The organism is Pseudoneobacillus rhizolycopersici, from assembly GCF_054786815.1.
Genome location: NZ_JBTOOE010000016.1, coordinates 1 through 19,927 on the forward strand (window position 1 = coordinate 1; position 19,927 = coordinate 19,927).

A 19,927-nucleotide genomic window follows, 5' to 3' on the forward strand; every position below is an offset into this window, starting at 1 on the left:
CGGTTATCGTAGAAGACGTGTATGATCAAGTATTGAGCCGCGTCGAGGAACTTACAAAAGAAAAGAAATATGGCAACCCTGAACTTCAAGAAACATTCATGGGACCAGTAATCGACCAAAGTGCATTCAACAAAATTATGGAATACATTGAAATTGGTAAAGGCGAAGGCCGTTTAGTAGCTGGTGGTAATGGCGATAGCTCAACAGGTTATTTCATCGAACCAACGGTGTTCGCTGATCTTGACCCAAAAGCGCGTATTATGCAAGAAGAAATCTTTGGACCAGTTGTGGGTATTAGTAAAGCTCGTGACTTCGACCATGCACTTGAAATCGCAAACAACACGGAATACGGCTTAACAGGTGCTGTTCTCACTCGCAATCGTGCGAAGATTGAACAAGCGCGTGAAGATTTCCATGTCGGTAACCTTTATTTCAACCGTGGCTGTACAGGAGCCATCGTTGGTTACCAACCATTCGGCGGCTTCAACATGTCCGGAACCGACTCCAAAGCAGGCGGCCCAGACTACTTGCTACTACACATGCAAGCCAAAACAACATCAGAAATGTTTTAATAGTTAGATGATACAAGGAAAGAGGGGACAGTCCCTTTAGTGCTTTAAAGCGCTAGGGGACTGTCCCCTCTTTGTTTACAACGTTAAAGCGCTAAAGTGAGAGATGTTTTAGAGTTCTGTCAGTTATTGTCGAGAAAAAAGGCAAGGGCTTTCCCGCTATTTATGTACCGTTTTTGATTACGCTGTTATATAATACATTATTCGATTATATTGTATTATAATACACTACGATATTAAAGGAGTGACGGATTAAATGTCCACTCAGACGACGGGGATTGTGGTGATTGGTAAGATGAAACCGCAATATGCAGAGATTCTTACCGACGAGGCATTACTATTTGTGGAACAATTAGAAAGAAAGTTTGGAAACAGAAGATTGGAACTGTTACAGAACAGAAGGAAACGGCAATTAGAAATCAATAACGGTGTACTGCCTCAATTTTTAACAGAAACAGAGAATATAAGAAATGGAGATTGGACGATTGCCCCCCTACCTCATGATTTACTAGATCGCCGGGTGGAAATTACCGGCCCAACCGACCGAAAATTGATTATCAATGCCTTAAATTCGGGAGCAAAGGTGTTTATGGCAGATTGCGAGGATGCGACATCGCCAACTTGGGAGAATGTCGTGGATGGTCAAATTAATTTAAGGGACGCAGTAGATGGGACCATTTCTTTCGAAAATCCGAACGGAAAAAAATATGTGTTAAATGAGCAGACGGCTGTCTTAATGGTTAGACCTCGCGGGCTCCACTTAGAAGAAAAACATTTACTCCTAGAAGGGAAACCAATCTCAGGGAGTTTTCTCGACTTTGGCTTGTATTTTTTCCATAATGCTACCAAGTTAGTTGCCCAAGGGAGCGGGCCGTATTTTTACCTACCGAAGCTTGAAAGCCATTTAGAAGCACGGCTTTGGAATGATATATTTGTGTTTGCACAAGATGTGTTAGGTTTACCGCAAGGGACGATTAAAGCAACTGTCTTACTGGAAACGATTATGGCAGCCTTCGAAATCAATGAAATTCTGTATGAACTAAAGGAACATTCTGCTGGATTAAATTGCGGTCGCTGGGATTACATTTTTAGCTATTTGAAAAAATTATGTCAACTGGAGAAGGTGATTTTACCAGACCGTTCTCAGGTAACAATGACGGTTCCATTTATGCGAAATTATTCATTATTGACGATTCAAACCTGTCATCGTAGGAACGCACCAGCGATTGGCGGAATGGCTGCGCAAATTCCGGTACGCTATGACCTGCAAGCAAATGAAGAAGCTTTTGCCAAAGTTCGTGCTGACAAAGAGCGAGAGGCTCGTGATGGTCATGATGGGACATGGGTTGCCCACCCGGGACTTGTAAAGGTTGCGATGGAAGTTTTTGACCGGGAGATGCCGACGCCAAACCAAATTACAACCAAAAGATTAGAAGAATTAGAGATTACGGAAGAACAACTGCTAGAGGTTCCCAGCGGGACGATTACCGAGGCTGGAGTTCGGATCAATATAAATGTCGGAATTCAATATGTGGCATCATGGTTAAGCGGCCGAGGAGCAGCGCCAATTAATCATTTAATGGAGGATGCAGCGACAGCGGAAATTTCGCGAGCACAAGTTTGGCAATGGATTCGTCATCCAAAGGGCATTCTTGATGATGGTCGGAAAGTAACAATGGAAATGTATCAACAAATAAAAGATGAAGAGCTTGAAAAAATCAAATTAGAAATGGGCGAGACTGCTTTCGAGAATGGCCGATTTGACGAAGCGATAAAGCTGTTTGACCGCTTAATTTTAGAGGATGAATTTATTGAATTTTTAACCTTGCCTGGTTACGAGATTTTATAAGGAGGAATTGGATAATGACGAATCGCGTACAAAAACTACAAGAAAACTGGGAGTTAGATTCACGTTGGAATGGAGTCGTTAGACCCTATAGTGCGGAAGACGTAATTAGACTTCGCGGCACTGTTGATATTGAGTTCACGCTAGCACGTCGTGGTGCAGAAAAGCTTTGGAAACTAGTCAATGAGGAAAACTATGTGAATGCGTTGGGAGCCTTAACGGGGAATCAGGCGGTGCAGCAGGTTAAGGCTGGACTTAAGGCTATTTATCTTAGCGGTTGGCAAGTGGCTGCCGATGCGAATCTGGCTGGGCACATGTATCCAGACCAAAGTTTGTACCCGGCCAATAGCGTTCCGAATGTAGTAAAGAAAATTAACCAAGCTTTACAACGCGCTGATCAAATTCACCATTCAGAAGGGGACAATTCCATTGACTGGTTTGCGCCAATCGTGGCTGATGCTGAAGCGGGATTTGGCGGTCAGTTGAATGTATTTGAGTTAATGAAGGCAATGATTGAAGCAGGTGCAGCGGCGGTTCATTTTGAAGATCAACTTTCCTCTGAAAAAAAATGTGGTCACTTAGGCGGGAAAGTTTTACTACCAACTCAAACGGCAGTCCGTAACTTAATTGCGGCACGGTTGGCTGCCGACGTAATGGGTGTACCGACCTTAATTGTTGCCCGGACAGATGCGAATGCGGCTGATTTAATTACAAGTGATGTGGATGTTTATGATGCGCCGTTTATTACGGGGGAACGGACTCCGGAGGGATTTTTCCGGGTGAAGGCGGGGCTTGACCAAGCGATCTCTCGAGGACTTGCTTATGCCCCATATGCTGATTTAGTTTGGTGTGAGACGTCCGAACCAGACCTAGAGGAAGCTAGACGCTTTGCCGAAGCAATTCATGAAAAATTCCCTGGCAAACTACTAGCCTATAACTGCTCACCATCGTTTAACTGGAAGAAAAAATTGGACGATGAGACAATTGCTAATTTCCAAGAGGAGCTTGGAAAGATGGGCTACAAGTTCCAGTTTGTTACATTGGCTGGGTTCCATGCGTTAAACCACAGCATGTTTGAGTTGGCTCGCGGCTATAAAGAGCGCGGAATGGCCGCCTATTCGGAGTTGCAGGAATCCGAATTTGCTAGTGAAGCGAATGGCTATACGGCTACGAGGCACCAGCGTGAGGTTGGAACTGGCTACTTTGACCAAGTATCAATGGTGATAACGGGTGGAACGTCTTCAACGACGGCGTTGAAGGGGTCTACGGAGGAAGCGCAGTTTTAGAGGAATGAGGTCGATTCCCCGTTCGACTGGAGGAATCGGCCTGTTATTTATTATTAAACTAGGTGTAGGTAAATGTGGCGATTTTGTGATAAAGTTCGATATATTGGGGAATTGGTTCGATATAAATTTGTTTCGGTTCGATATATGGCTAAAAAGGTCCGATAAACTTCGAAAAAGGTTCGATAATTAATCCATGCATTCAAACCAGCATGAATTTACCCCAAAAAACACGAATAAAGTAAAGATAGCTTGCTACTTTGGGAGGAAAACACTTGTTAACAAGTAAACAACTAGTCCATATTAAAGAATTACAAAAAATTTGTGAGGCTGGCGAGCCATTTGAGTTGAAATTAAACTGGGACATGCTTGAAACGCGTCCAGAAAACGAAATTCATGATTTTTTTCATTATGAAAATGACAAATTAGTGGGTTTTCTTGGACTTTATGGCTTTGGCAACAAGGTGGAATTATGCGGGATGGTCCATCCCGATTATCGCCGGCGCGGGATATTTACCCAGCTTTTCCATGAAGCCGAAAAACTAATAGCAGAGCGTCAATACAAGAAAGTTCTTTTAAATGCCCCGACGACATCGGAAACCGCCAAAGGGTTTTTACAAACGATTCCATGTGAATATGCGTTCTCCGAACATCAAATGAAATGGGAAGCCAAGCCATTATCGAAACAAGAGGATGTTCACTTAAGACTGGCGACTCCAGAGGACTTGGAATTAGAGGTCCAACTAGAAGTGCAGTGCTTTGGTTTTGAGGAGACAGATGCCCGCGAATATAATGATCAAATTCGCTTGGTTGACGATCACTATATTATCGACTGGGATGGGAAGTCGGTTGGGAAAATGCGTCTCTCCCATCTAAATGGAGAAGCATGGATTTTTGGTTTTGCCGTTCTGCCAGGGTATCAAGGGAAGGGAATTGGTCGAAAGGCTTTGACCAATGTTGTACTGGAACAGCATCAAAATGGTTATCCCATTTTTTTAGAAGTGGAAGCAAAGAATGCAAATGCTTTAAGGCTCTATGAATCATGTGGTTTTAAGGCATATCATTCACAGGATTATTATGAAAAACATTAAAAAAGCTTGGAACGGGAATCGTTCCAAGCTTTTTCTATTCTATGCCCAGTTTTCATAATGGCAATTAACCTTCGCTAGTTTCACGAATGTTGCTAAAGAATCATAAATATGAGTAGAATTAATTGGGGGTGTGCAGTTTGAAACGAGAAAATGTAGATGAATATTTACAACAAGGCATTTACGGACCAAAGGAGATTAAGCCCGAGGAAAGAAAAAGATTCCTTGGAACATTACGCGAACGAATTGTGGTAGCCCTAACACAGGCGCAAGTTAGAGGGAATGACGTTGACAAACAGCTTGAAAAAATTTTAAAGGAAAATCCGAAAGCGCATATGTATTTGAATGGCCAAATGGAGTATCCTGCCCTATCAAGCTATATCAAAATGGCTGGAAAGGTTGGTATGACCTTTACAATGGTCAATAATCAGGATGTCGAAACGGATATCGGTCTGGTTGTAGCATATGATTACGCGGTTGATAAAGAAGAGATTTTTATTAAAAATGGACAAAATTCGCAGGTGAAATGGGAACCCCAAAAAGCCAAGAAAGGTGGTATACTTTCAAAGTTGAAGAAGTTGTTTTAATCAGGGGTGGATATACAGAAACAAACGCAGGGATCCCTAAGGATCTCTGCATTTTTGTGGCTATGAAAGGAGAGCTTATCTTCCAGATTGTCTATCAAAATTTCTCTTAAACATCCCATGAGCCTTAATCATATGACATTTTTCATAATAAGGCTGAAGCTCTTCATCGCATAATAAGTCAATCATATAAAGTCCATTTAGCTCCTGAAGCATTCTTTCAACAAGCTCCTTGCCAATTCCTCTATTTTGGTACTCAGGCAGTACCTCAAGTAAAGGTATATAGGCTGATAGTACACCATCACTTATCGCGGTAATAAACCCTACAACTTGATTGGCATCCTCATCAATGGCAAGGACCACCTTATAGCTGTTTTGTAGCAACTTCAAATGTGTCTCCGGTGCGGGTGGATTTGGCCAACCTACAAAAAACCCCTCCAACATATCAGCCGAAACACCCTCAACCGAAACCTGATAAATCATGATAAATCCCCCTAAAAATAACTAGATTAATAGAAATAGTATAATGGAAATATCTAACACCTGCAATGGCGCATTAGCGCTTTAAAGCGTGCGGGGACTGTCCCCACATCCTTTAAAGCGCTAAAGGAGCCCCCTTTTTCGTTGTTTTTCGTTGCTTTTGGTGGAGAAGGTTTGATATTATTTGTTAAATATTATGAGTTCGTGAGGTGACGGTTATGTCGAGAATTTCGCAGGATGAGGTTAAGCATGTGGCTCATTTGGCACGCTTAGCCATTTCAGAGGAAGAAGTTGAGATCTTTACAAATCAACTAGATGCAATTATTACATTTGCGGAACAACTAAATGAATTAAACACGGATGGTGTTGAGCCAACTTCACATGTGTTAGACATCAAAAATGTTTTGCGTGAAGATAAGGCTGAACAAGGAGTACCGCGTGAGGAAGTATTAAAAAATGCTCCTGAGCATCAGAATGGCCAATTTAAAGTGCCATCTATCTTAGAGTAAGGAGGGGACAAAAAATGAGTTTGTTTGATCAAAAAATGGCCGAGCTTCATCAGCTTTTACATAAGAAAGAAATAAGTGCCAGTGATCTAGTCGATGAATCCTTTAAAAGAATCAGCGAAGTCGAGCACCAGGTACAAGCCTTTCTCACACTTAATGAAGAGCAAGCAAGACAAACTGCTAAAACACTGGACAAAAAACTAGGAACTGATGACCTAAAAGGTCAGCTCTTCGGAATGCCAATCGGTCTAAAGGATAATATCGTCACAAAAGGCATCCGCACGACAAGCGGCAGTAAAATACTTGAGAATTTTGACCCTATTTATAACGCGACAGTAGTAGAACGTTTGAATGCAGCTAAAACAATAACAATCGGTAAGCTTAATATGGATGAATTCGCGATGGGTTCATCAACGGAAAATTCTGGCTACCAGAAAACACGAAACCCATGGAATCTAGAGACGGTCCCAGGTGGTTCTTCAGGTGGATCTGCGGCTGCTGTTGCCGCCGGCGAAGTCCTTTTCTCACTTGGCTCCGATACAGGGGGTTCGATTCGACAACCTGCGGCATTTTGTGGAGTTGTCGGGATGAAGCCAACTTATGGGCGCATTTCTCGTTTCGGTCTGATTGCCTTTGCATCATCGCTTGACCAAATCGGGCCAATTACCCGTACAGTTGAGGACAATGCGTACCTTCTCGAAGCGATTGCTGGAGTTGACCCAATGGACTCAACTTCCGCCAATGTCGACGTCCCAAGCTATGTTCAGTCGTTAACCGGCGATATTAAAGGGCTAAAAATCGCTGTGCCAAAGGAATATATTGGTGAAGGTATTCAACCAGAAGTAAAGAAATCGGTGCTAGATGCGTTGAAAGTTTTAGAAGCGCAAGGGGCGACATGGGAAGAAGTTAGCCTGCCGCATTCCAAGTATGCACTAGCCACTTATTATTTGCTATCATCATCGGAAGCGTCGGCAAATCTTGCCCGTTTTGATGGAGTTCGCTACGGGTATCGCACGCCAAACGCAGAAAATCTAATTGATTTATACAAGAAAACACGTGCAGAAGGATTCGGTGATGAAGTCAAGAGGAGAATTATGCTTGGAACGTTTGCTCTTAGCTCAGGTTATTACGATGCCTATTATAAAAAGGCCCAGCAAGTTCGCACCTTAATTAAGAAGGACTTTGAGAATGTTTTTGCCAATTATGACGTCATTATTGGTCCAACAACGCCAACTCCAGCTTTTAAAATTGGTGAAAAAACAAGTGACCCGTTAACGATGTATGCTAATGATATTTTAACCATTCCGGTTAACCTTGCAGGTGTGCCTGCGATTTCGATACCATGCGGTTTCACTAATGGTCTGCCATTAGGTCTGCAAATTATCGGTAAGCACTTTGACGAAAGCACGATCTACCGGGTCGCTCATGTTTTTGAACAAGTGACCGATTATCATAAACAAAAACCAGCGTTGTAAGGGGTGAGATAAATGGAATTTGAAACAGTGATTGGATTAGAAGTCCATGTCGAATTAAAGACAGAATCGAAAATCTTTTCGGCAAGCCCAAACCATTTTGGGGCCGATCCCAATACGAATACAAGTGTGATTGACCTTGGCTATCCAGGTGTGCTTCCGGTTTTAAATAAGAAAGTCGTTGATTATGCAATGAAAGCGGCACTGGCGCTTAACTGTGAAGTTGCTTCCCATACAAAATTTGATCGAAAAAATTATTTTTACCCAGACAACCCAAAGGCCTACCAAATTTCGCAGTTTGATAAGCCGATTGGTGAACATGGCTGGATTGAAATCGAAGTTGATGGTTATAAGAAAAAAATCGGCATCACCAGGATTCATATGGAAGAGGACGCCGGCAAACTGAACCATGAAAAGGGCTATTCACTGGTCGATATTAACCGCCAAGGAACCCCATTAGTAGAAATCGTTTCCGAGCCAGATATCCGTACTCCGAACGAGGCCTATGCCTACTTGGAAAAATTAAAATCCATCATCCAATATACCGGCGTTTCTGACTGCAAAATGGAAGAGGGCTCGCTCCGTTGTGACGCCAACATCTCGATTCGTCCAGTTGGACAGAAGGAATTCGGAACAAAAACGGAATTAAAAAACTTAAACTCTTTTAACTTTGTGCGCAGAGGTCTTGAATACGAAGAAAAGCGTCAACGAGAAGTGATACTTGCAGGTGGTACAATTGGACAGGAAACCCGTCGTTACGACGAAGCAACTGGTTCAACCATTCTTATGCGTGTCAAAGAAGGTTCAGACGATTATCGTTATTTTCCTGAACCGGACCTGACCGATCTTTATATTGATGAGGAATGGAAGGCTCGTGTCCGTGCAGAAATTCCAGAACTTCCGGATGCACGTAAAAATCGTTATATCACAGAGTGGGGGCTACCAGCCTATGATGCCAATGTGTTAACGATCACCCGAGAGATGGCGGACTATTTTGAAGCAACCGTTGCTGCAGGAGCCGACCCAAAGCAAGCCTCCAACTGGTTGATGGGAGATGTTTCGGCCTATTTAAATGCCGAGCAAAAGGAACTTCATGAAATCGCGCTTACTCCTGAAGGCCTAGCCGGGCTGTTAAAGTTAATTGAAAACGGAACAATTTCTTCTAAAATTGCCAAGGTTGTGTTCAAGGAACTCATCGAAAACGGTGGCAATGCCGAACAAATCGTTAAAGCCAAGGGACTCGTCCAAATTTCCGATGAGAGTACCTTATTAAAGGTAATCGGTGAAATTTTAGACGCCAATCCGCAGTCCATCGAGGATTTCAAAGCAGGTAAAAGTAAAGCAACAGGATTCCTAGTTGGGCAAATCATGAAAGTGACCAAGGGCCAAGCTAACCCCCAAATGGTTAATCAGCTATTGCTAGCAGAAATTCAAAAACGCTAAAAAAGAGGATGGTGCCAGGCACCATCCTTTTATTATGATTCGTTCTTTAGTAGTTTTACGGCCTCATCAAATTCCTTTTCAATGACATCGTTCTTTTTATAGGTAATTAAGCTAACGATAATGGAGATCATTAGGTTGGCAATAAAACCTGGGACTATTTCATAAAGGGTGTCACCAAGACCGACTTTTGACCAAATAATAACGGTGGCAGCCCCCACGATCATACCAGTAATAGCCCCCCAATTCGTCATCTTTTTCCAGAATAGACTTAAAATAATGACGGGTCCAAAAGCTGCTCCGAATCCAGCCCACGCGTATGCCACAAGGCCTAAGATGGTGTCGTTTTGCTCCCAAGCTAAGTAGCCTGCAACAAGTGATACCCCTAAAACAGCCATTCGACCGAGGAATACGAGCTGTTTATCTTTGGCATCCTTTTTGGCAAGTACTTTATATAAGTCCTCTACTAAAGCACTTGACGTTACGATGAGCTGGGACGAAATCGTGCTCATAATTGCCGCAAGAACTGCTGCTAAAATAAATCCAGCCACAAGCGGGTGGAAGAAAATCTGGCCAAGCTCAATAAAGACGGCTTCAGGATTTTTAAGAGTAAGATTCTGTTGCTTAAAGTAGGCAAGACCTACAAATGCTGTAAAGATCGTTCCGACTAAAGAGAAAATCATCCAGCCCATTCCGATGCGACGTGCGCTTTTGGTTTCTTTTACTGAGGTGATCGCCATAAAGCGGACAATGATATGCGGCTGACCGAAATAGCCGAGCCCCCAAGCCAATGCAGAAATAATTCCAATAACGGTTGTTCCCTTAAAGAAATCAAGTAAGGTAGGATCAATCATTCGAATTGTCTCAAATGTTTCTGTCGGTCCACCAGTCTTGAAGAATCCAATTATTGGAACAGCCAAAAGGGCTAATAGCATCATTAATCCTTGAATGAAGTCTGTATAACTTACTGCTAGGAATCCTCCAAATAATGTATAGGCTATAACTACTGTGGAAAGGAGTAATAATCCGGTATGATAATTAAAATGAAAGGAACTCTCAAAAAATACTGCTCCTGCGACCATTCCGGAAGAAATATAGAACGTAAAGAAGATAAGAATAACAATACCGGAAACTATTCGTAACAACTTAGTATTGTCTTTAAAACGATTTTCTAAATAACTGGGGATCGTGATGGAATCATTCGCTACTTGAGTGTAAGTACGTAAGCGTGGAGCAACAAAAAGCCAGTTAAGATAGGCTCCGATGGTTAATCCTATGGCAATCCATGCATCAGCTAACCCGGTTACGTAGATGCCACCTGGTAAACCCATCAGCAGCCAACCGCTCATATCGGCGGCACCAGCGCTTAAGGCGGTAACAGCAGGACCTAATGAACGTCCGCCAAGCATGTAATCAGTAAGATTGCTTGTTTTTCGATAGGCATACCAACCGATTAGCAGCATTCCGACCATATAAATACCAATCGAAATCATTTGGTAGATATCATTCGTCATGACTTTTCCTCCTTTTAGAAAATAATGAACAATAATTATATTTCTGAAAATATTCTAACATTTGTCACTATTTCGTCACAATGTATAAATATTGTTAATTTTGATAATTATTTCTGAAAATTGTATTTTGAGTATAATGTCCTAAAGCTTAATCACTTTAAAGAAATTATAGTCATGATAGAATTACATAAATTAATAATGGTATGATAGTTTATATTTAGAATTTTTAAATAATAGGGCGGTGGAATGATGAACAGTGTTAATTTTGGAACAGTGGCCGATAGTTATGCTCGTTCTCGTAATGATATACCTTATCAGCTTTTTGATAGTTTAGAGCTTCGCAATGTTTCTTTTCAAGGAAAAGAAGTTGTAGATATTGGTTGTGGTACTGGTGCATTAACAAGGAAAATAAAAATCCGAAATGGAAAGGTAGTTGGATTGGATCCATCTTCTGAGCTAGTTGAAAAGGCATTAGAAATAAGTAAAATGGAGTATCTTCCGATTGAGTATCGAATAGGTACTGCAGAGAGTACAGGACTTTCATCCAATTTTTACGACATTGTTACCGTTTTTCGTGCATGGCACTGGTTCAACAGCGAAGGAGCCATTCAAGAAATAAATCGAATTCTTAAACCAAGAGGAAAGCTACTCGTGATGGACTCAGGGTTTACAATGGAATCAGCCGTTGTTGTCCACACCATTTCAATTATCCATCAATTTATTTCTGGTGGAATAAGACCAGCAGGTTCAAAAGCTATTTCCAAGCAGAGAATTAATGGCTTTCCCGTAGAATGGTTTGAAGAATGGCGCCAACACGAATTTGAACTTCGTGATTTTTACAAAATTCATTACTCCGTAGACTTCACCAATGAAGAATGGGTGGACCGGGTCGCATCCTTATCATGGATGACCGACATGAGCCAAAAAGACCGCAAAATCGCCCTAAACGAATTACTAGAATCACTCAAAGAACAATTCGGCAGCAACACCACACACACCGTCCCACACACCTGCACCATCACCATCCTAAACAAATAAAATACTTTAGCGCTTTAAAGGATGTGGGGACTGTCCCCACATCCTGTAAAGCGCTAAAGTATCTTTTAATATTGGTGATTGTGGTTATACTGTTATTTATGGGTTTAAAAGGGTAGGATAAAAATTGTTGTTACTGCAGCTTTAGGGTAAAATAGAGTTTGGAATGTTATGGGAATATCTTTATTAATCAGAAACTATTATGAAAATAGGAAGTTGATCAGTATGAAACGTGCAAGAATCATATATAATCCAACATCCGGGCGTGAGATTTTTAAAAAAAACTTGTCAGAAGTGCTACAAAAACTCGAAATGGCAGGCTATGAGACATCCTGTCATGCGACAACAGGTGCTGGGGACGCAACTAAGGCTGCCCGAATTGCAGTTGAACGTCGCTATGACCTAGTTGTAGCTGCAGGCGGAGACGGCACGATTAACGAAGTCGTCAATGGATTAGCCGAACAAGAATATCGACCGAAGCTAGGAATTATTCCAGTCGGAACAACTAACGATTTTGCCCGAGCTCTTCATATTCCAAGGGATATCGAAGCAGCAGCGGACATTATTGTAAATGGTGACACGATACCTGTAGATATTGGAAGAATAAACGAGAAGTACTTTATTAATATCGCCGGTGGCGGCCGCATCACAGAGCTTACATACGAAGTACCAAGTAAACTGAAAACGATGTTAGGGCAACTAGCTTATTATTTAAAAGGAATGGAGATGCTACCATCCATTCGAGCAACGGATTTCAAAATTGAGTATGACGGCAAATTGTTTGAAGGGGAAGCGATGCTATTCTTAGTCGGACTGACCAATTCAGTCGGTGGCTTTGAGAAACTAGCTCCGAATTCATCGATAAACGACGGAATGTTTTCTTTACTCATCTTAAAAAAGACAAACCTAGCCGATTTCATCCGAATTGCAACCTTGGCCGTCCGTGGCGACCATATCTACGATGAAAACGTCATCTACACTCAAGCTAACCGAATCAAGGTCACATCAAATGAAAAAGTCCAATTAAACCTAGACGGAGAATTTGGAGGCCTGCTACCAGCAGAATTCGAAAACCTATACCGGCACCTAGAAGTCTTCGTCCCAATGAACAAAATCCGACCGGAAGACAGACCATAAAAAAATCAAAGGCTCGTTCCACTAGGGAACGAGCCTTACTTTAGCGCTTTAAAGCATGTGGGGACAGTCCCCACATGCTTTAAAGCGCTAAAGTGTAAGGAGGGAGGATTTTTATGAAGAGATTTTTTATCGTGATGTTAGTGACTGTTTTATGTTTGGGTGTTTTAGGTGGGGGTATTTGGAAGCTGATAAATTCTCGCAGTTTTCAATTTTTTGGTGGGTTAGTTCAGGATGTTGAGACGGATGAGAAGGTTGTAGCGTTAACTTTTGATGATGGTCCAAATGAAAAGACTGATGAGATATTGAAAATTCTTAAGGATAATGATGTAAAAGCAACGTTTTATTTAATAGGGGAACAAATGAAAAAATATTCAGCAGAAACAGTAAAGATCGTTGAAGCGGGACATGAAATTGGCAACCACTCCTATACACATCAGAGAATGGTTTTAAAATCTCCCGCATTTGTGAAAGAGGAGTTGGATCAGACGAATAAGCAAATACAAGCTGCAGGTTATCAAGGTCCCATCACATTCAGGCCACCTTATTTCAAAAAACTATTCATTCTACCCTACCAACTAAAACAACGCCAAATGAAGACGATTTTAGCAGATGTTGAACCTGAATCCTATTCTAATATTGCTAGAGACTCCGATAAAATTATTAAATATGTGATTTCTAATACAAAGCCTGGCTCGATTATTTTACTTCATATCTGGTATGACTCTCGAAGAGAATCATTAGAATCAATAGAAGGGATTATAACGGGTTTAAGAGAAAAAGGTTATCAGTTTAAAACGGTTACTGAATTATTGCAAACTGAAACAAAGTAGAATTTCGATTTCAACTTTAAATATGGTAGAATTCATGGTATCAAAAAACAAAAAAGGAAGTACAAAATGAGCCAAACGTTACCAGTACAAAAAAATGATTATATAGATGTGGTGTTCGAGGATTTGACCCATGACGGAGCAGGAGTCGCTAAGGTAGACGGCTACCCAATCTTCGTGCCAAACGGGTTGCCTGGCGAAAGAGCAAAAGTAAAGGTTATCAAGGTGAATAAGGGCTATGGTATTGGCCGCTTAATGGAATTATATGAGAAAAGTCCATATCGAGTTGAAATTCTTAGTAATGACGCTAATAAATATGGTGGCTGCCAGCTTGAGCATATCACCTATGGGGGACAATTAAAGTTCAAGGAAAACCAAGTTCGCCAAGTCCTGAATCGAATTGGAAAATTGACCAATGTCAAGATTCATCCGATTTTAGGAATGGACAATCCCTGGTACTATCGAAATAAAACACAGGTTCCAGTCGGTGAAAAGGACGGCAAACTAATTGCAGGTTTTTTTAAGCCCCGAAGCCATGAAATTGTCGATACGGATGAAAGCCTTATTCAGATTCCAGAAATTAATGAAACAGTTCAAGTAGTGAAGGAATTATGCCATGACTTAAAGATCCCTGCCTACGATGAAGAATCCCATAAAGGAGTTCTTCGCCATATTATGGCCCGCTATGGTAAACAAACAGGTGAGTTGATGGTGGTCATCATAACGAGAACAGCAGATATTCCAAACATAAATCAACTGATTGAAGGAATTGTGAAAAGACTCCCAAAGGTAAAATCAATCATCCATAATATCAATTCGAAGCGAACCAATGTTATCCTTGGGGAAAAAACAAAAGTGCTTTGGGGTAATGAAGTGATTTATGACTACATCGGTGATATCAAGTTTGCCATCTCTGCGTTGTCGTTCTATCAAGTGAATCCAGTACAAACCAAAGTTCTTTACGACAAGGCACTCGAGTATGCTGGTCTTACGGGTGAAGAGTCAGTGATTGATGCTTATTGTGGGATTGGTACGATTTCCTTATTCTTAGCTCAAAAGGCAAAAAAGGTTTTTGGAGTAGAGGTTGTCCCCGAGGCAATTGAAGATGCGAAACGAAACGCGGAACTAAACCAGATTACGAACGCAGACTTTGCAGTTGGAGAGGCCGAGTTCATCATTCCCAAATGGTATCAGGAAGGGAATAAAGCGGATGTATTGGTCGTCGACCCACCGCGAAAAGGCTGTGATGAAGCACTTCTTCAAACCATTATAAAAATGAAGCCGAAAAAAGTCGTATATGTTTCCTGTAACCCGGCAACCCTTGCCAGGGATTTACGAATCCTTGAAGAAGGCGGATATCAGACCCTAGAAGTGCAGCCGGTTGATATGTTTCCGCATACAACACATGTGGAGTGCGTAGCAAAAATAATCATAAAATAAATTAAAAAGGGCCAAATATACGGTCCTTTTTCCTGTTTAAATAGGAATATTTTTGCTCGTTTAATAATGGTGAAAACTAGGCGATAAAACGTATATTTTGATACAGAGAGGTGGGAGAATAGAGGATATGTAGATAAACAGTCTATGGTTTTTCTTTAGAAAGAAGTGATTTCATTTTGGGAGAACGTAAAAAAAATAAAAACGCTGAAACCTTATCTATTTTGAAACAGGCTTTAAAGGTAAACAGGAAGCCTTTTCCATGGGTAAAGGCCTTTTCTGCTGGATTAGCTGCAAGTCTACCTGTTATGATCGGATTGCTCTTCGGTAATCTGGAATATGGATTAATAGCCGGATTGGGTGGCTTTACTTTTTTGTATGTGTTTGATATTCCCTATGCACAGCGGGCTAAAAAGTTATTTTCAGTTGTGATTGGAATGTCTTTGGTCACTGTATTAGGAACGTTTGCAGCTCCTTACCACCTAGCTGTAGCTATTTTAATGGGGGTGATTGGAGCCACAGTCATTTTTATTTTTGGATCTTTACGAATTGCTGGGCCTTCTGCCATCTTTTTTGTCTTAGTTTTTGCAATGGTTTCAGGAATGCCAGTTGACCTGGGACAAGCTCCTATACGGGCTGCTCTCGTCTTTCTTGGTGGGGGTCTATCATGGGTAATCGCCATGATTGGTTGGTTATTTGACCCTCATGGTCCAGAAGAACGAATGGTAAAAAGGGTTTATATAGAGTTGGCGACATTTATTGACTCTATAGGTACGAACAATGTTAGTGAATCAAGACATAATATGATGTCAGTATTAAGGGAGGCAGATGAAACTATTGCCGCTGGATATATACCATGGCGGGAAACAGATTTATTTAAACGGTTGTTTCTATTAAATCAACATGCAAATAATATTTTTATGTACATAAACGAGTATTTTATAGATGCTCAAGATAAATTACCAAAAGAGTTAGGGCAGTCAGTAAGGGAACTTGCTGATTCGTTTAATAGGAAAAATAAGGGTGTTTATGAAAAGATTCTTCAGCCTAGTGAAATAAATATAGAGGTAAGTCGGTTATTTGCAAAAATTTATGATGCAGATGCGATCATGAATGAACCAATTGCAAAAATTAATCAAGCCATTCAACCAATCAAATTATCAACAAAGGAAATATTTGGAGGGGCTTTTGATAAAAACTCCATTGTTTTTATCACCGCAACTCGTTTTGGTTTTATTACTATTATTGCTGCAATAATTGCTTTTGAACTAGAATTGGCACGCTCTTATTGGGTTCCTTTATCCTGTGTAGCTGTTATGTCCGGTGCTACTCTTGTGGCAACTCATCATCGTGCCATTCAACGAGCGATTGGTACGGTCATTGGAATTATCATTGCCAGTTTGATTCTTGCACTGGAGCCATCCGGGTATGTAATTGCCTTTTTTATACTAATATTGACATTCATTACAGAACTTTTTATTGTGAAAAATTATGGTCTGGCAGCACTGTTTTTTACTCCGAATGCTCTCTTGATGGCAGAAAGTACAGCGGCAGGCAGCTTTAGCTTTGCTTATTTTGCTTCAGCGAGAATAATCGATGTATTGATCGGGGGTGTGATTGGTTTAATCGGTGTTTGGTTGATTGGCAGAAAGTCTGCATCCAGCCGTATTTCACATTTTATTGAAAAAACAATCCGAAGTCAGGCACAATTATTAATGGTACTTTTCTCTGAACAGGAAAAACACTTTAATGCGAGAAGAAGTAAGGAATTGAGAAAGATGCTAATTAATATGACCAATTTAAAAACATTGTATAATACAGCTTTAGGTGAAATTCCGGTACATCGCGAAACCTTGGATTATTATTGGTCCATTGTCTATTCAATGGAGCATTTAGCGTATCTATTAGAGGAATGTTCAAAAGTGAAAATCCGTCCGCTTCTTTCCGATCATGTACTTTCACAATTGCTTTATGCTTGTGAAATGATGGCAATCCCAGCTAGTCTAAAACGTCCATCATCACAAAAAACAATTCCGGAACTAGAAGGATATCCAACTATAACAAAGGAATTAGTGAAGTTGCAGAATTTAATCTATCATTAGCATTACTGGCGTATTCAACTTCCATACCTACTGCTAAATCGTTGATAACCAAAGTGAAGAAGGAGATATTAAACTATATCATAATGTGAACATCACCAATGAAATGCAGGCTTAGGAGGATGGAAAAGTAATGAGCGATGTAAAATTAAGGCCTTTAGAAAGAGATGACTTAGGATTTGTCCATAAGTTAAATATTAATGCAAACATCATGTCCTATTGGTTTGAGGAGCCTTATGAGTCATTTGTTGAATTGCAGGATTTATATGATAAACATATCCATGATCAGGGTGAAAGAAGATTTATCGTACAAAAAGGAACTGAAATGGTAGGGTTGGTTGAATTAGTAGAGATTGATTATATTCATCGTAGGGCTGAATTCCAAATTATTATTAATCCGATTCATCAAGGGCATGGATATGCAAAGGCGGCGACTTATCTCGCAATGGACTATGCTTTTTCTGTATTAAACATGTATAAGTTATATTTAATTGTGGATAAGTCTAATGAAAAGGCGATTCATATTTATAAAAAACTCGGTTTTCAGTTTGAAGGGGAATTAATCGATGAGTTTTTCGTTGACGGTGAATACCATAATGCCGTTAGAATGTGTATGTTTCAACGCCAATATTTTGATAGGAATTCATAAAAACGACCTTGCCATAAAACAAAAGGTACAACTAGAAATCTCACTAGTTGTACCTTTGGGATATAAGGACTTTTTAATGAATATCTTGAATGACTTTTTCTAGGAATTCACCCATTCGCTTAACAGCTGGCTCTGAAAAATCAAAACTGACCCCAGTTTCTTTATAGATAGCTGCGATGGATTGATTGTAGTCCGCACTTGCCCCTTTTTTAAAGAATTCGATTGCTTGCTCTGGGTTGTTCTGGTAATTATCAAGTAATTGTAGAGCACCAAGCATCGAGATGGAGTATTCAATCAGATAGAACGGAACCTGAAAATAATGTAGGGTGTTAGCCCAACTCATCCCAATTTCATTCTCAAACCCAGATGTATCGACAGGGTTTAATCCATAACGTTTTGAGATTTCAAAGAATTTTTCATCACGCTCTTTGGCTGTGTGATTAGGATTCGTATACATCCAATGCTGGAAAAGGTCCCCGGACAATGGGCCGTATAACATGGTAAATGCCCGTCTCAACTCTTCACGCTGTGCACTCTTAACATCTTCCTCTTCTGGATAAAAACGATCCAACTTATCCAATAAGAGCAATTCCATCCCATGAGAATACAGTTCTGCAACTTCCGCACGCATTTTGTATTCTTCGATAGCCCCATGCTCGGAAAACTGTAGGTACCCATTCACCGCATGGCCCATTTCATGAATTAAGGCGATTAAAGAGAAAAAGGATGGACTAAAGTTCGCGAAGACAAAGGTATCCCCTGAAACAGGTAAGGAGGTACAAAAACCACCTGGACTTTTTCCTTTCCGATCGCCAAGATCTAGTAACCCATGCTCTCTCATATAATCAAAACGGTCTTCAAAATAGGGGTCAGTCTGACCTAACATCTCAGAAACGCCATCCATAAGCGTAGACACTTCGGAGTATGGTGGTTTTTTCATGAGTTTAGCGGTGTTATCCCAAGGGCGATAGGTATCAACACCAAGCTTGGACTTAAAAACAGCTGCAAGTCGATTCCAGGCAGGGATAATATACTTCTCGACATTTTTATGAAAATCATAGCAATCTTGAATGCTATACTCACGATTTTTGGCCACAAATATATAATCACGATAATTCTCAAAGCCTGCATTTACAGCTATTTGATGGCGTAGTTGAACGAGTTCGTCCATGATGGTATCCAAATCGGGCTTAATTTGACGAAGCGTTGACATCATGGCGCGATACGCTTTTTCTCGCACGGCTCTGTCAGGATGATCGAGTTGGGCTTCAATAAATGGAAAAGGTTTTTCCTCCCCTTCCCATTCAACTGTTAGCCCCCCCATAATTTCACTATACTTCGTACTGAGTTCTTGTTCTTGTACAAATAAAGGGATATTTTCATCTCTAAACAGTTTCACTTTGGACTCGCGAACGCGTCGCATTAAGCCGTAACGGTTTTCATCTAGTTGATGAAAATAAGGTGACTCACAGCATTTCTCGTTCAACTTTGCTTCATATTTCATTAAAAGTGGTTGGATGGTTTGCTGATCGTGAAGGTAAGTTGACTTGATGAGAGCATCCTCTGTATTACGGTAGAAGTCAACTTGGTGACCTGTCATTGCCTCATTTATTTTCATCATTAAATTCATTTCATCTATTAACCACTTTTCTAGGTCAGAAATGGATTCAATCGGAACATCAAGTAAACTTTGAATTTGCGCTTCGACCTCTTCTACATCTTTTAAATCAATTAATTCTTTATAATATTGATGACTTGTATCTTGTGTCATAGATGACTCACCTTCCCTTTTGAATTGATTCAATTATCTCAATATTTATATTATAGATTTCTAGCTATTATTTCTAGTTTTTTCAAAAAATATCAACATCGGATGCTCTTAGAGCTAAAAATAGTGTTCACAAAACTGTAGAAAAGATTTAGAAAAGACTAAAATTAATAGAAATGAATTATGATATGAT

At 40.5% G+C, this 19,927-nt stretch carries 17 protein-coding genes; 14 read left to right on the top strand and 3 right to left on the bottom strand.

The window, feature by feature from the left end; all coding sequences use genetic code 11:
* From ACX9YW_RS15430 to ACX9YW_RS15450, 5 genes are all read left to right on the top strand, one after another.
* Nucleotides 1-572: aldehyde dehydrogenase family protein (locus tag ACX9YW_RS15430; protein ID WP_460347958.1), on the top strand; the 572-nt coding region annotated here is incomplete at its 5' end.
* A 253-nt stretch (nt 573-825) separates the two neighbouring features.
* Nucleotides 826-2,418, top strand: a complete 1,593-nt coding sequence (aceB, locus tag ACX9YW_RS15435) for a malate synthase A (RefSeq protein WP_460347960.1) — start codon at nt 826-828, stop codon at nt 2,416-2,418.
* A 14-nt stretch (nt 2,419-2,432) separates the two neighbouring features.
* Nucleotides 2,433-3,701, top strand: a complete 1,269-nt coding sequence (gene aceA / locus ACX9YW_RS15440; RefSeq protein ID WP_460347962.1) for an isocitrate lyase — start codon at nt 2,433-2,435, stop codon at nt 3,699-3,701.
* A gap of 272 nt (nt 3,702-3,973) precedes the next feature.
* A complete protein-coding gene (locus ACX9YW_RS15445) occupies nt 3,974-4,789 on the top strand; it encodes a GNAT family N-acetyltransferase (protein ID WP_460347964.1) in 816 nt (271 codons plus the stop codon).
* 128 nt (nt 4,790-4,917) lie between these two features.
* The gene (locus ACX9YW_RS15450; RefSeq protein ID WP_460348127.1) at nt 4,918-5,373 is read left to right on the top strand and encodes a YueI family protein; all 456 of its coding nucleotides are present in this window, start codon (nt 4,918-4,920) and stop codon (nt 5,371-5,373) included.
* Nucleotides 5,374-5,448: 75 nt separating this feature from the next.
* Here ACX9YW_RS15450 and ACX9YW_RS15455 read toward each other — a convergent pair whose 3' ends face one another.
* Nucleotides 5,449-5,853 (bottom strand): GNAT family N-acetyltransferase, encoded by a 405-nt coding sequence (locus ACX9YW_RS15455; RefSeq protein ID WP_460347966.1) that lies wholly within the window; start codon nt 5,851-5,853, stop codon nt 5,449-5,451.
* A 215-nt stretch (nt 5,854-6,068) separates the two neighbouring features.
* On the opposite strand from ACX9YW_RS15455, the gene gatC reads away from it, so the two are divergent.
* Genes gatC through gatB form a run of 3 tightly spaced genes read left to right on the top strand, consistent with a single transcriptional unit; the run spans nt 6,069 to nt 9,271 of the window.
* A complete protein-coding gene (gene gatC / locus ACX9YW_RS15460; protein WP_460347968.1) occupies nt 6,069-6,359 on the top strand; it encodes an Asp-tRNA(Asn)/Glu-tRNA(Gln) amidotransferase subunit GatC in 291 nt (96 codons plus the stop codon).
* Nucleotides 6,360-6,373: 14 nt separating this feature from the next.
* Nucleotides 6,374-7,831 (top strand): Asp-tRNA(Asn)/Glu-tRNA(Gln) amidotransferase subunit GatA, encoded by a 1,458-nt coding sequence (gatA, locus tag ACX9YW_RS15465; protein ID WP_460347970.1) that lies wholly within the window; start codon nt 6,374-6,376, stop codon nt 7,829-7,831.
* A gap of 12 nt (nt 7,832-7,843) precedes the next feature.
* Nucleotides 7,844-9,271, top strand: a complete 1,428-nt coding sequence (gene gatB / locus ACX9YW_RS15470) for an Asp-tRNA(Asn)/Glu-tRNA(Gln) amidotransferase subunit GatB (RefSeq protein WP_460347972.1) — start codon at nt 7,844-7,846, stop codon at nt 9,269-9,271.
* A gap of 32 nt (nt 9,272-9,303) precedes the next feature.
* On the opposite strand, the gene putP is transcribed toward gatB, so the two are convergent.
* On the bottom strand, nt 9,304-10,782 hold the full coding sequence (putP, locus tag ACX9YW_RS15475; RefSeq protein ID WP_460347974.1) for a sodium/proline symporter PutP: 1,479 nt from the start codon (nt 10,780-10,782) through the stop codon (nt 9,304-9,306).
* A gap of 246 nt (nt 10,783-11,028) precedes the next feature.
* On the opposite strand from putP, the gene ACX9YW_RS15480 reads away from it, so the two are divergent.
* The 6 genes from ACX9YW_RS15480 (at nt 11,029) to speG (ending at nt 17,966) form a co-directional block, all read left to right on the top strand.
* Entirely contained in the window at nt 11,029-11,820 is a 792-nt protein-coding gene (locus tag ACX9YW_RS15480) for a class I SAM-dependent methyltransferase (RefSeq protein ID WP_460347976.1), read from the top strand.
* Nucleotides 11,821-12,042: 222 nt separating this feature from the next.
* Nucleotides 12,043-12,954 carry a diacylglycerol kinase gene (locus tag ACX9YW_RS15485; RefSeq protein WP_460347978.1) on the top strand — a complete coding sequence of 304 codons (912 nt, stop codon included), beginning with the start codon at nt 12,043-12,045 and terminating at the stop codon, nt 12,952-12,954.
* A 113-nt stretch (nt 12,955-13,067) separates the two neighbouring features.
* The gene (locus ACX9YW_RS15490) at nt 13,068-13,784 is read left to right on the top strand and encodes a polysaccharide deacetylase family protein (protein WP_460347980.1); all 717 of its coding nucleotides are present in this window, start codon (nt 13,068-13,070) and stop codon (nt 13,782-13,784) included.
* A 66-nt stretch (nt 13,785-13,850) separates the two neighbouring features.
* A complete protein-coding gene (rlmD, locus tag ACX9YW_RS15495; protein WP_460347982.1) occupies nt 13,851-15,221 on the top strand; it encodes a 23S rRNA (uracil(1939)-C(5))-methyltransferase RlmD in 1,371 nt (456 codons plus the stop codon).
* 176 nt (nt 15,222-15,397) lie between these two features.
* Nucleotides 15,398-17,320: an FUSC family protein gene (locus tag ACX9YW_RS15500; RefSeq protein ID WP_460347984.1), complete on the top strand. Its 1,923-nt coding sequence runs from the start codon at nt 15,398-15,400 to the stop codon at nt 17,318-17,320.
* 130 nt (nt 17,321-17,450) lie between these two features.
* Nucleotides 17,451-17,966, top strand: a complete 516-nt coding sequence (gene speG, locus ACX9YW_RS15505; RefSeq protein WP_460347986.1) for a spermidine N1-acetyltransferase — start codon at nt 17,451-17,453, stop codon at nt 17,964-17,966.
* 73 nt (nt 17,967-18,039) lie between these two features.
* On the opposite strand, the gene ACX9YW_RS15510 is transcribed toward speG, so the two are convergent.
* Nucleotides 18,040-19,737: a M3 family oligoendopeptidase gene (locus ACX9YW_RS15510; protein ID WP_460347988.1), complete on the bottom strand. Its 1,698-nt coding sequence runs from the start codon at nt 19,735-19,737 to the stop codon at nt 18,040-18,042.
* Between the last annotated feature and the right edge of the window lie 190 nt (nt 19,738-19,927).